The following is a 13,824-nucleotide window of genomic DNA, read 5'->3' on the forward strand; positions in this document are numbered from 1 at the left end:
CAAAAAAAATATAAACTCAAAAAAATAAAATACAGATACATTTTTCTCTGAAATTAGTTACATATGAAATTTTTTTCACGGAAAAAACAGGGTGCAACTCACTTAAAAATGCGAATGAAAATTCTCGGAACCTGAAATTACTGACAGGTAAAATTCCAATAAAAAATACCGAATTTTATTCCAATAAAGCGGACGACAATATTTTTATGATACATCATCATAAAAACAGCTCACACCAACTGGGGTTAACAATAAAAAGATATCCCAATCATTAGAGCACCTGATTAAAAAGGCCAATCACAAATAACAAAGGCCACTTACCTCCTGTAGCCATGGAGGTAAGTGGCCTTTATAAATTCTACAGCTTTTAAACTAGAGTGAACACTCTACTCTAAATTAACCCCACTGTTTTTGAGAGCTAAGATCATTTCCGCTGCTCGACGATCGGCAGGCAGTGTAGTGAAGTTTGTTATAACCTAGCTTATTTGCATCAATGGCTTTTAGGACATCATCCAAATGAATATGAGCCCCATCTTCAACCAAAATCAAATCATGAAGACCACTCTGACATGCCTTATTATATTATCCATATAACTAGGACTTTTTTCATTATATGAAAGATTATAATTATAAACGCTCGCGCCACCAGCTAGAGAGTGAACCTTTCCTGACCCCCCATGTTTAGAAACTCTAAAGTTCCAAATTTCTCTTTACCATTTTCCTCACTGGCAGGCTTACCTGTTTTTATCAAACCCCTGACTGCATGATCATAAGATGCCGAACCATGAAATGGATAGAGGTATAGAGCCAAATTCTCTGGCAATTCAGCCTTACCAAAAGAGCCGTTACCAAATGAACCATGTGCGTAAAGGATCGCCTCATTACCACTGGCTTGTTCTTTTTTATGAATTATTACTTTCCCAAATTGAACAGTTTTTATCATATTTCCTATCGTTCAAAGGTTATAGAACCAATTTTTGACTGCAACACCAAGGCTCGGCCATAAATTTTAGATTCTTCGCTTCAAGCTAGGCTTAACTGTCTTTAATGGTTGCAGATAAACAGATTTAGATCAATGGAAGTAAATAACATGGAAGCAGCTATCATTTAGTCGCCAGCTCTAAAGCTACATCTAAGCAAAATCATAATAAGAACAAATAAAAAACATGCACTATCAAAATAAATACCACTCAAACACCTAATAAAATTCCAGCATTTAAATTAAGGGGTTTTTTACGCACATTTTAAAATATGGATAAAAGGTTAAAATTTTATCGAAGACTATATCAACAACCATGTAATTTTATGACCATACGCTTTAAGGGAAGCTAAACTTCCATATGACAGGAAAGCTCCTTTAAAAACAAAAGATAACTCCCTGATATATTAAAGCCAAGATTCAGATTAGCACGATTAAGATACTCTTTCATCTATAGAGAGAAGGTACACTTTTCTGTGAGTGAAAGACAGGAGACACCTTACTCACCTGATAACTATGTTGAAGAATATCGAAAAATACTAGAAGTAGTTTCAAGTCGCCCCTTCTTACCTTGGCCATCTATTAAACTTGTAACCTCAAGCTCACCTATATTGAAATCACATAAAATGGGCGATCAAATACTATCTAAATAAATAGCCTCGGGTGACTAATCACGATTCCCCGCAGCCCTCAAATGTAATTAATAGTTACACCTTATTACTCCTACACTTCTTCCCGTATACTAAGAGCCTCCCGGCGCACTCAAGATAGAGTCTAGCGAAAACTATGGGGATCGCCGTAAGTGGATTGCATCTTAACTTCGATTTTTCCATTAATATTGCTGTATATGTAGTAATGATTGACCTCTACTACCTTGTGTTTAATACCAATAAAGACGTTGCGATGAAATGTTCAGACAACCAGGTAATTCTGCGCTGGCAAAATCTATTTAACACCTTATATCTAGCCCTCCATTACCTTCAAGGGGAATCTTAGGAGCATTATAAGTTGGTAAGATTAAAAGAAGTCATTGCTCTAGGTGAGATCGTCTGACAGATCTTAGCTACTTTATTTTTTGTTTAAACTAATCTATTGCTCGCAAAGACAATTTCACCGGTCATTTTTGGGAAGGCCGTTTCAAGTTCCAGATCCTATCGGATGAAAGAATGCATACTGCATGCATGACCTATATCGATCTAAATCCTTTCCCTGACAATATGGTAAACACGCCCTAAAAGCTTGAACACACTTCAATTCAACAACATATTCATGAGGCAATCTTAGCCTATCAGACCAAAGAGCTTCTACCATTCGCCGGCGTTGAACACTTAAATAGGCATAAGGAGCTGCCCTTCCAACCGGATCACTTTTTGAGACATGAGGGCTGGGGTGGCCGAAACTTGAACCAAAAAAAACGAGGAAATATTACCGAATACACTCGACCTAGTTACTAGGATTAGTGGAGGTGAAATAGCGGACCTGTCTTGAACCCAAGGAAAACTGAGTACATGGAGTAAGCGATTATTGATACTTTCTATCTGCCACACCCCAATAATTTCAACACCATCCCTCGATATAGCCCTTCAAGTTTTTGCCCTAAATAATAGGCTTTAAAGCTAAGATATAATTTCTTAAGTATTTTACCACCCTTAATCACAAAATCGAATAGAAATCACATTAGCTTTGATCCCGGCAGCACAATCAGAAGCTCTTTTCAAACTACGGATGTCTAGTAAGCTCTGAAAGCAAGTAAGCCTTATAACTGAAAGCAGTAACATTGCTCATACCCGTCTCCATTTTTTACATGCCCGAGATTAATGATACAATTTTGGGTTTCCTTAGGAGAGCACACGAAAATTTATAACAACCTAACCTGGGGTAAAAGTTCAGAGCCACTTTAAGAAAATCTAATTTTTTTGTTACGATACGACCATTTATTCCACACCAATCCAACTCGCCATGAATCAGCTACACTTTCAGAGACTCCCTAAATAATAGCTAACTTCCTCTAGTAAAAGTTGCTTAACTAAAGCTCACTGACATCTTTACAAAAGAAGTACACTCCAGATTCAGCAGTAGACAAACCTATGAAATTAGTATTTTTCAGTTGCTTTACCAACTTCTTATATATCACCTGTAGCCCTTCACTAGATAGCTTACTCTTATTAGCTAAGCAATATATATCGCTAATTTCAGGCGTATTCAAATCTAGAGCTTCAATATCATAATACCTAAAGCTATTGACATCAAAAACGCCATCATTAATATCATCTACTGTTCCAATAGCCAGAAGGGGCACGGGGAAATCTTTCGCTGCACAGTCATCAATTAATCCAACAACAGCTATAGCCTCCTCCTTAGGCAAAGAGTATAGCTTTGAAACAACAGATTCATATAGTAATTTTATTAATTTTTCAGATTCATAAAATTTATTTCTATAACCATCAATCTCTATAACTTTTAACTCAACCCCATTTAAATCTTTTTTTACTATTGAAGATAGATCTCCTTCATTATAGTTAAAGCAATAAAGATTTACCGATTCTTTCTTTGTATAGTTTCCCCTTTTCTTAACTAAAACCTCTGAAACCTGACCTCTTTTATATTGAAACTCTTGCAGCATAGCTGCCGCCTCAGAATAAGTCTCCACCTTATCTGGCAGACCATCCTTCTCATACAGGAAGGAAACTATACTTAATTCAAAGTCACGATTTGAGCAACTGTATTTTCTAATTTCAGTAAGATCTAAACGTCGAATGTAGAAAGTTTTGTAATAAACTCCAGGAGTTCTTGTATATTCCGTTATGCAAACAATCTGATTTTTACTGTTAAATCCATACTTATACTCTCCCCCTAATGTCTTGTCAGGCTTTTGGACTATCTCCCCCAGTGAAACTTCATTTATCTCATTGAAAAATGGAGTTACATTATATATCGGCCCTTTCGAATACTGTTCGTATGCGATGTCGGAGGCTAAAGATTTGTCAATTGCCCCATATTGAGCATCGCCATTATCAAACACCTCAACCAAATCTTTATTCACTGCAAACATTTTTAAAATTTCTCGCTATTCATGCCAATATTCCATTTGCTTTGGATCAGTAATATATTTTTTATATGGTTTAAATGTTCCACTCTCCATCTCCGCACCAATAATTCTAAGCTCTTTAGTAATCTCTTTTTTACCAACTTTAGATGTTACTCGCTCATTAATAGTCTTTCTAATGGCATCTGAATGCATTCTCGAATGGGGCAAGCTATCTGTACCAGCAGCAACCTTTACGCTAGTACCCGTTGGAAGAAATACACCATTTGCAGGGTTATTTATGTCAACTTCAGAGTCTGCTAAATGCTTCCTAGTAGCTTCTGAGATAGAATCAGTTGAATTAGATTGCACAATGTGGTGCGCTGCATGTTCAAAATCTGGCACATCTTGCCCTTCTTCTAACATATTAACTCTCAGTTTCTCTGCATCTTCCTTACATGAGAGCCCAAAAGGATCTATCCATCCCAAAGGGTTTGGTACATATTGATAATTGTTCGAGCCCCCCAATAGTCCAATCGGGTCCTGCTGAATAAACTCCCCAATCTTTGGATCATAGTACCTAAAGCGATTGTAGTGCAGTCCAGTTTCTTCATCGAAGTACTGTCCCTGAAAGCGAATAGGCTGCTCTATCTGATTTTCATGGGCTAAGGCGATGCTGCCATAGCTCTTGTAGGCAACACTCCATACCACTTCACCTTCCGGATTGGTAAGAATATCAGGCGTTCCCAGATGATCCAGGTGGTAATGGTAAACTTGCTCATCTTGTTTCAGTGCACACGGTTTGAAAGTCCCCGGCTCGAAATAGTATGTCCGAGTGTTCAGATCTTGTTGGGTGTGGATATCGATTTTGTTTTCGCGAAGCAGGACATCCCCATCCCAGAGGAAGCTAGCTTGTTCGCTATTAGTGGCTTTACCAATGCGACGCCCTAAAGGGTCGTATAGGTAATGAATCTCTTGCTGAAGCTGTTCAGCACCTTCTTCTAGTTTGAGTTTTTCAATCCGCACCAACTGTTGACGAGCATTGTAGTGGTAGCGGGTCTGTAGCTTCTGCCCTTTACCACGCAGCTCTGCGATACGGTTGCCGTAGATATCGTAGCGGTAGTGGATATCTCCACGGAAAGCTAGCCGGTTGCCTTTAACCTGAGTAGCATTGGCCTGCTGTTTGGCTTCATCTCTCGAATTAGCGGCAGCAAGAATATTGTGTGCAGGGTCGTGCACAAAATACTCTGGGTTGGGGCCATCAACCTGGGTTAGACGATCCAGGGCATCGTAGTGGTAGCTACGCGTACCACGGAGACTGTCCTCGATTTTGGCAATCTGACCAGCTTTATTGTACTGGTAGCTACGCTCCAGAATTGAGTTTGTACTTAGGGTTGGATCTGATACCGGACCGCTGACTTTACCCAGACACAGTTTTTGCAGGCGCCCCTGAGGATCATAATCTCGCTGGCTCTCCAGCCCATTGCCGTGCTGGCGCTGACTCTCTCTACCCTGCTCATCGTGATTAATACAGGTAATCAGCTGATCAAAGTTGCTGCCTGCCGGCCGACGGTGCAGGCTTTGGAATTGGCCTGCGGGGTTGAAGGCGAAGCTGAGGACTTCACCATCGGGCAAGGTCGTGGCGATGCGGTTGCCTGCGGCATCGTAGTTATGGGTAAGTTTATCTTTGCCCTGCCAATCCGCAGTTACACGGCCGTTGGCATCATATTCCCAACGTAGTTTGCGATGGGTATTTTCCGCTTCGATCAGCTGGCCACTGCGGTTGTAGCGGAAATTGGTTGCACCATCAGGGGTGACTTCTTCCAACAGGCGGCCAAAGGGGTCGCGCTCGAAGATGGTATCAATACCCTTGCCGGTATCAGCATCAGTGACTGCCCTGGAACTAATCAGGTGCCCAGCGTTGTTATACGCATAGCGAGTCACGCGTCCGTCGAAGCCCACTTCTTCAATCAGGCGTTCATTGAGGTCGTATTTCAGCTGGTACCGCTCACCATTTTCATTGGTGAGGCCGATTAAGTTGCGCTCACCATCATAGTGGTATTCCAGGCGGCTACCATCCGGGTTGGTGCGTGTTTTAACCTGGCTGAGACCATCATAAGCGTAACAAGTGCTACGGCCTTCGGAGTCAGTAATTTCCGCGAGCAATCCTTGGGGGTTGTAGCTGTATTGAGTGCGGGCACCATCCGGGGTAATGACCGCGTGGATACGGTCTTGGGCGTCGTATTCATAGCGAGTAATTTGGCCTGGGGCATGCTGCACTTCTTCCAGACGGCGGGCACCATCGTAGCGGTAGTGCTGAGTGCGGCCCATGGGGTCTTTGACCGCTGCCAACTTGCCTTCGGGGTTCCATAGATAGCGGGTGGCGTTGCCCAAGGGATCGGTAACACTGCCGATCAATCCTACCGGGTTATAGCTATATCGGGTGCTACTGCCAAGAGGGTCTTTGGTCGTGACGATCTGGCCTTTCTTGTTGTATTCACGTTGCCAGGTGTTACCACTGGGGTCAGTAACTTTGGCTGGCAGGCCTTCACTATTGTATTCGATGCGGTGGCTATTGCCGGCGGCATCGGTCTTTTGTATCAGGCGACCCTGGTCATCATATTTATAGAACTCCTCACGCCGACTGCCATCATCGCTGGGCAATTGTACTTTGGTAACTTGGCCCAGCTCGTTGTAGCTGTAGAGGGTCTCTCCGCCTTCAGGGGCGCGGTGATAAATCGGTAGGGCTCGATCGTTAAAGCGGTAACGTTCCTGTCCGCCACGGGTATCCGTAACGGTAACCCCGTGACCATCCTCATCCCAGTCAAACTCGTAGTTGTAGGTGGCCTGCCCATCAATAGAATCGCCCCATTGGCGTACACAGCGGGCAGAAGGGCCCTCTCTATCCCATTCAAAGTAGAAGCGGTAACCGGTTTTTAAAGTACGCTTCGAAATAATATGCTGATGATATTCATATTGCTCACTGTAGCCATCCGCATCGGTGGCTTTTATCAGATCGCCTTCATCACTGTATTCGTACTTAGCCAGTATTTTAATGCGACCATCGCGAGTTTCTTTCTTCAGTTCGCCAATGCGCAGACTATTCGACTGCCCTTCGGGCGGGCTGATATGCAGAGCTTCACCAAGGCTGCTCTCGATACAAATCAGACGCTCATCGATATAGTGGAAGAGGTAATAGTTACCATAGCCATCGCGAATCTCGGACAACTTTAAGGCAGCATTATTACCCGTAGCCTTAAAGTGTTTCTGAATACCATTTAGAACACCGTAAGGAGTTACAACCCAGTGCTCATCATTGATGCGAGTCAGCGATAACTTTTCCACCACATTGTGGCTTCGGCCACTATTACCTGGCGCAGGCAAACTAATTACCCGGCCTTCTGCATCGTAAAACTGTACCGCTTTGCCTGGACGCCAGAGTAAGTGCTCACTTAATGTATAAGTCCAACCATGGCCCAAGCCAAAGTCATTACTGTTACTACTGCGATACGTACGGGTTAAGGTCAACGGCAATGGGCCATCCAGTACCGTATCTACCAAGGAGAGGTTCTCTTCCCCCGTTTTTAAGTTGACTGGCTCACCGCCGAAACAGGTATTCGCTTCACATTGCGCCTCATCACCTTCCGGGGTCTGCCCCGTTGCTTCAGTGGTATTATCGGGCTCGTCAGTATTGTTCGCTTGGTTATTCTCTGCTCCATTTGAATCACTATTGGAGTTACTGCTGCTTTGGCTGGAGTTTGAAGCTGAACTATTGCCCGAGTTACTTGTGCTAGAGCTGCTTGAAGATGTACCACTAGAACTGGTGGGTGCCGCCGCTTCAGAGGAACTCAAATCGGAGAAGTTAGCGCCTTCTCCTCCCTTAGCGTTGCCACCCTTTTTCTTGGAAACTAACTGTTGCTGCTTCTTCAGTTTGGCCCAGTCCAACATCAGCTCGCCGACATTTTTAAAGGACTTCAGCAAGCGTGCATTTTTGGCCATAGCTACAGCGGCGCCTACGCCTCCAGTAATCGCCGCTAGGACGATAGTGAGGATAATTTCAAAGGCACCACCACCGGCTATTTCGGTAATTTCCAGGCTGTGTTGTGCTTTTACATAATCCTGGGCAAAGCGGAAAATAATCTCGCGCAAGGCCGGATCATCGTAAATAATTTGAGCAACGTCGAATGCCAAATCCAGTTGCTGTTTCGTGATCTTTGAAGGGTCAAAACCGAGTACATCCACCACTTCCTTTTGTAAGTCTGTGACGTATTCTTGGCCAGATTCTGTAAAGCTTTTGTCATTCCAGAAGTAATTTGCTGTGGCAACACCCAGCCTTTGAGACTGGCGCATGGGATTAAGCATTTGTGCCACTTCAAGCACATCTTTTGTCCATACCGCCAAGCCCCAGGCGGCATTGCCAAAACCGGTCGCGCCACTTTCAATATAGGCACCCACTTTTTCCAGCGTTGAGCGCTTCTCATGCTGCTGCTGGATTTGGGCCGCCTCTGCCCTCTCCTGGGCAATAATTTGCTGTAGGCCGATACGAATCTTGGCAATCAACTCAGCCTGTTTGTCAGCAATTACGGTAGCTGCTGTTGGCGCTTCTTCAATAATCAGTCGATTCTGGATTAAAGCGCGATAAATCTCTCGTTCAGAAGAGGACAAATGGCCGGGCGGCTCAGATAGGGGCCCCAGGAAGATTGTGCCCGAGGTACCCACTTGAATACTGGTACTGAGCAAATTGCAGGAGCTACCTCCCAGGCTGAAAAAGTGCTGGTAAATTTTCTCAATAACCGCATCGTCGAACATCGAAAGCAAGTGGCCGGCATCGACCTGCATCGGAATCCCCAGCGGGTACGTCCACCCTACTCTCACTTCGTACTGGATGCCTTGCTTATTTTCAACACGTAGCTGCATGATAATCCTTTAAACACTTACGCCTATCTGGACCTAGTCGGGACCTAATTCAGTTAACTCTCACCCGCGAACATTAGGGAAGCCCCAAAGAACTCCGGTAAGCTTTCGATTCCGTCTATTTTTCGAACAAAATGCCCTTAAGCTGAAACCAGCGTGACTTCAACTGATAATTCCTCCGGGCTTTGTCGGCGTCGATTAAAATCGAAATTGAAAGACCAGCCAATACCACGCCATTACACAACGAAGCCGCTGAGAAGAACATTCTCTATCCAAAAAAGGGAGCTTAAGGGCTACCGTGCTAGAAGAATACTAACGATTAGGTTCTTATCTTCGTTGTCAATCTAAAGAGGTTAAGAACCCAGGTGGCGCCGAATAAAACATAGGGCTGAGATCTACTTCGCGAGGTTACCGCAAATTAGGTAAATACGGTAGATAGCAAGTGTTAAGCTGAGTCGCGAAGCTTTCGGGAACAGTGATCAAAACTTCAGTAATGAAAAATTAGATCAAAACTATCATCGATTAATTTTTGATAATCAAATAAATATAGTACCTGCGTATTAGAAAAATATCCCGCAATACAATTTCTATGAACAATTATTGTCCAGTTGATTACAGTAATTGGATAATTTCCCAACAGCGAGTATCAATATTCCGTTATTGATAAAAGTATCTAATTAGATAGCGTTTGGCGGACCGTGAAATTGAATTTTTAAATTTGTGACACTTATCACAAAATAATTCAGTTACAGACTGAGGGAAAGGGGAAAATCAGCAAATATGAATAGCTGGAAAATAGCGTTAACTGCAAATAAAGCGCGTATGGGTTGAAGTAGGCCCAGTAACCTCATTATCAGGTGCCCGGGCCTTTTTTCAGAAAGCCTATTCGATCTCTTTGATCCGCATGGAGTTGGTATGCCCACCCATATTGAGGCGCTCCCCCTGGGTAATTAGTACCCGCTGCCCTTTCTGCAAATCGATTCTAGAGCTTAATACCTCGATAACCGCTTCAGTTAAATGTCCCAGGGGAACTGAAGCCGGATCAAAGCTCACTGTCTCTACTCCCCTTAACAGCATCAGCTGGCGCGCGATCTTAGGGTGCCGGGTCAGTGCATAGATCGGCAAGCGAGTATTTGCACGGGACATCATTCTCGGTGTGCGGCCAGACTCGGTCAGTGCGGCTACAGCACAGAGATTCTCCACGCGCGTTGCAACATCAATCGCCGCCTGGGCAATTACAGTATCGATTAAAGCTGAAGAACCGTGGTCCTCTGCAGTGTAGGGAACACTGCCCAAATACTGTTCAGCGCCGATAATCACTTCACTCATAGATTCCACAGCGGCAACCGGGTAATCGCCTGCAGCTGTTTCCGCCGACAGCATAACTGCATCGGTACCGTCCAGCACCGCATTGGCAACATCCATCACCTCAGCACGGGTGGGAGTCGGGCTGGTAATCATCGACTCCATCATTTGTGTTGCAGTGATTACGGCACGATTGAGAGCATTTGCGCGGTTGATCAGTTTTTTCTGCACCCCGACCAGAGCGGGATCACCGATCTCTACCCCCAGGTCACCTCTAGCTACCATAATCGCATCGGAAGCCAGGATTAGGCTGTCCATTTGCTCATCATCGGCAACAGCTTCGGCCCTTTCAACTTTGGCGACAATCGCTGCTTGGCTACCAGCCTCTGCCATGGCTTTGCGAGCCGTATCCAGATCTTCTGCACAGCGCGGAAAACTGACCGCGAGGAAATCCACTTCGAGATCTGCTGCCAGCTTGATATCCCGGTAGTCTTTTTCTGTCAGAGCCGGTGCAGACAGGCCGCCGCCCAACAAGTTGATGCCCTTGTTATTCGACAGCTTACCGCCCTGTAAAACCCGGCAATAGAGCTTGCTTGGCGTAGTGCCCGTTACTTCAAGGCGAATCTTGCCGTCATCCAACAGCAGGATATTGCCGGACTGGCAGTCGCTGATCAGGCTTGGATAATCCACTCCAACGCGGTGCTCATCTCCCCCTTCAACCGGGCAATCCAGGTCGAGGGTAAATTCGTCATTGTTTTCAAGCTGTACACTGCCCTTGGCAAAACGGGCAATGCGGATTTTGGGCCCCTGCAAGTCCCCCAAAACCGCAACAATTTTTCCCTGCGCTTCGGCGGCATTGCGCACCTCTGTAACGCGGCGTCGGTGATCCTCCGCCGATCCGTGAGAAAAGTTCAGACGTACAACGTTCACCCCAGCGCGAATCATTTCATCAATTACGCGAGGCTTGTCCGTACCCGGGCCTAAGGTTGCTACGATTTTTGTATGGCGAATCATAAGATCCCGTCATCTAATAATTTGAGAAGGAGGTTCAGAGGGCTATCAAACAGGAATTCTATGTCCATTTAATGGCCCTCAGTAATTGAATTACCAAAATATGGTAAATGAGGGGGGATCAGGCGGATTCAGCAACAGGCTGCTTCAACTGAAGTGACTCAGCCATTGCCAGACTGGTATCCAACATACGGTGGGAGAAGCCCCACTCGTTATCGTACCAGGCCATGACCTTCACCAAGTTACCATTCACACGGGTGTGATTCGCATCAAAGTGACTGGAGGCACTGGTGTGATTGAAGTCCACAGATACCAAGGGCTGATCGCAGTAAGTCAGTACACCACCACTGGCCTGAGCAGCTTCCTGCATAATGCGGTTAACTTCTTCGGCGGTGGTGTCACGGCCGGCAATAAACTGGCAGTCCACTAGAGACACATTGCTTACCGGTACACGGACGGCCATACCATCGAGGCGACCTTTTAACTCAGGCAATACCAAACCAACCGCTGCAGCCGCACCTGTTTTGGTAGGGATCATATTATCCGCCGCCGCACGGGCACGATAAATATCTGCGTGCACCGCATCTTGGGTATTTTGGTCGTTGGTATAGGCGTGCACGGTGGTCATAAAGCCGCGCTCAATACCCAATTCACGATGCAGTGCTTGAGCTACAGGTGCCAGACAGTTGGTAGTGCAGGATGCATTGGATACCACACGGTGATCCGCAGTGAGATTGCTGTCGTTTACACCGTAAACAACTGTGAGATCCGCATCTTTTGAGGGTGCAGAAATCAGCACTGCAGCGGCACCGGCTTCAATATGGGCAGAAGCGGAAGCGCGATCGGTAAAGCGGCCTGTACACTCCAGGACTAAATCCACACCCAATTGCTTCCAAGGCAATTTGGAAGGGTCGCGCTCCTGGCAAACCTGAACTCGATCACCACCAATAACCAGAGAATCACCATCGACTTTGACGTCTGTACCAAAGCGACCGTGAATAGTATCGAAGCGAGTAAGGTGAGCATTAGAAGCTACCGGAGCGAGATCATTAATCGCGACCAATTGAACACGATCGCTGTAGCCTGATTCATAGATAGCTCGGGTGACATTTCTACCGATACGACCGTAACCATTAATGGCAATTTTAATTTTCATCTCGCTTTACCCTCTTTATATGCTTCTGGTTTTTCAAGTGGCACCCGCTTGCGAGTGCACCATACCGAGTGTGTGTTATTTCAATTCCGCAGCTTGTTTTGCCAGACGAGTAATCTCTGCCCAGTTCTTTTCACGAACCAGAGTGCTGCTCGCCATCCAGGAACCACCGACACAGACCACATTGTTCAGAGCCAGAAAGTCCGAGGCATTTTGAGGCCCTATACCACCGGTGGGACAAAAGCGAACGTCCTGTAGCGGACCGCCAATGGATTTCAGCATAGGCACTCCCCCTGCCGCCTGGGCTGGGAAAAATTTCTGGTAGCGATAACCACGCTCGTAGAGGCGCATCACTTCTGAAACACTGGCAGCACCGGGCAGCAGCGGTACTTCACTGCCTTCAGCAGCATCCAGTAAACGGTCGGTTGCGCCGGGGCTCACCATAAAGCTGGCGCCGGCTTCGATAGAGCGACGCAGATCATCACCATTGAGCACCGTGCCAGTTCCCACATGGGCTTCCGGCAGGTGTTTTGCAATTTGTTCAACAACTTCCAGGGCTGCCTCAGTGCGCAGGGTTACCTCAAGTACTTTCAGGCCACCTTCAATCAAAGCGCCGGCAAGAGGGAGGGCATCTTCAACTTTATCTACAACCAGTACTGGGACAACGCCAGCTACCTGCAAAATCTCGGCGATATTTTTCTGCATCAGATAATTCCAAATCTTTCGTTAAGGCGCCCAGTAAACAGTGACTGGTTTCAGCCCCTGCTTAAGAATACTGCGCACCGGCATTTCTAACTCATCACTGCCGAGCAACGCCTCGCGATAAACTTTTAGCTTCTCTTCGCCAGTGATCAATAACTTGATATTGCGCGCTTGCAAAATTGCACTCAGAGTCAAAGTCATACGCTCGGTATTGGAGCCAGTAACTTCACTTTGATTAGCAGTAATTGCCTTGCACAACTTCTGTGATTCAGGATTTAGTGCATCCTGTAAGCCCTGTGCATGGGGGAATAGTGATGCGGTGTGGCCGTCACTGCCCATACCCAGCAGACAAACATCAAACGGTTTCTGTAACTCACAATATGCGCGCTCACAGGCTTCTTCACCTTCAGAGGCTGTTGCATGTGAGTTTTTCATACCCAGGAAATTGGCTTCAGCTCCAAAGTTCTGTAAGAGCGACTTTTCAATAAAAGCTGCGTTACTACCGCTTTCGGTTTTTTCTACCCAGCGCTCATCAACGAGAGCCGCTGTAATTTGTGACCACGGAAGCGGGCGTTTGGATAGCTCGCGATATACTGGTTCCGGCGTACTGCCGCCAGATACCAGGAAACTTGCGTGATTATTTTCTTTAATGCCTTTTTGCAGTTCGCAAGCACAATCGTGGGCTAGAGCCTGCACCAGACGCTCGCGATCTTGGAAAAATTTTTCTTCAGCCAT

Annotated in this window: 8 protein-coding genes; 1 reads left to right on the forward strand and 7 read right to left on the reverse strand. The window is 45.6% G+C overall.

From position 1 onward, the window contains the following. Positions 1–649: 649 nt before the first annotated feature. A complete protein-coding gene (locus tag ACJJII_RS01315; RefSeq protein WP_444918045.1) occupies positions 650–943 on the reverse strand; it encodes a hypothetical protein in 294 nt (97 codons plus the stop codon). A gap of 822 nt (positions 944–1,765) precedes the next feature. Between ACJJII_RS01315 and ACJJII_RS01320 the strand changes: the two genes are divergently transcribed. Further along, the gene (locus ACJJII_RS01320; protein WP_444918046.1) at positions 1,766–1,975 is read left to right on the forward strand and encodes a hypothetical protein; all 210 of its coding nucleotides are present in this window, start codon (positions 1,766–1,768) and stop codon (positions 1,973–1,975) included. 1,030 nt (positions 1,976–3,005) lie between these two features. On the opposite strand, the gene ACJJII_RS01325 is transcribed toward ACJJII_RS01320, so the two are convergent. From ACJJII_RS01325 to pgl, 6 genes are all read right to left on the reverse strand, one after another. After that, entirely contained in the window at positions 3,006–4,031 is a 1,026-nt protein-coding gene (locus ACJJII_RS01325; RefSeq protein ID WP_444918047.1) for a hypothetical protein, read from the reverse strand. Between the two features lie 15 nt (positions 4,032–4,046). Beyond that, entirely contained in the window at positions 4,047–8,921 is a 4,875-nt protein-coding gene (locus ACJJII_RS01330; RefSeq protein WP_444918048.1) for an RHS repeat-associated core domain-containing protein, read from the reverse strand. Positions 8,922–9,800: 879 nt separating this feature from the next. Further along, a complete protein-coding gene (pyk, locus tag ACJJII_RS01335; protein WP_444907446.1) occupies positions 9,801–11,237 on the reverse strand; it encodes a pyruvate kinase in 1,437 nt (478 codons plus the stop codon). A gap of 118 nt (positions 11,238–11,355) precedes the next feature. After that, on the reverse strand, positions 11,356–12,390 hold the full coding sequence (gene gap / locus ACJJII_RS01340; RefSeq protein ID WP_444915692.1) for a type I glyceraldehyde-3-phosphate dehydrogenase: 1,035 nt from the start codon (positions 12,388–12,390) through the stop codon (positions 11,356–11,358). Between the two features lie 75 nt (positions 12,391–12,465). Then, positions 12,466–13,092 (reverse strand): bifunctional 4-hydroxy-2-oxoglutarate aldolase/2-dehydro-3-deoxy-phosphogluconate aldolase, encoded by a 627-nt coding sequence (locus tag ACJJII_RS01345; protein ID WP_444915691.1) that lies wholly within the window; start codon positions 13,090–13,092, stop codon positions 12,466–12,468. A gap of 21 nt (positions 13,093–13,113) precedes the next feature. Continuing rightward, entirely contained in the window at positions 13,114–13,824 is a 711-nt protein-coding gene (gene pgl / locus ACJJII_RS01350) for a 6-phosphogluconolactonase (protein WP_444915690.1), read from the reverse strand.

This window comes from Microbulbifer maximicatervae (SeqCode), from assembly GCF_052467825.1.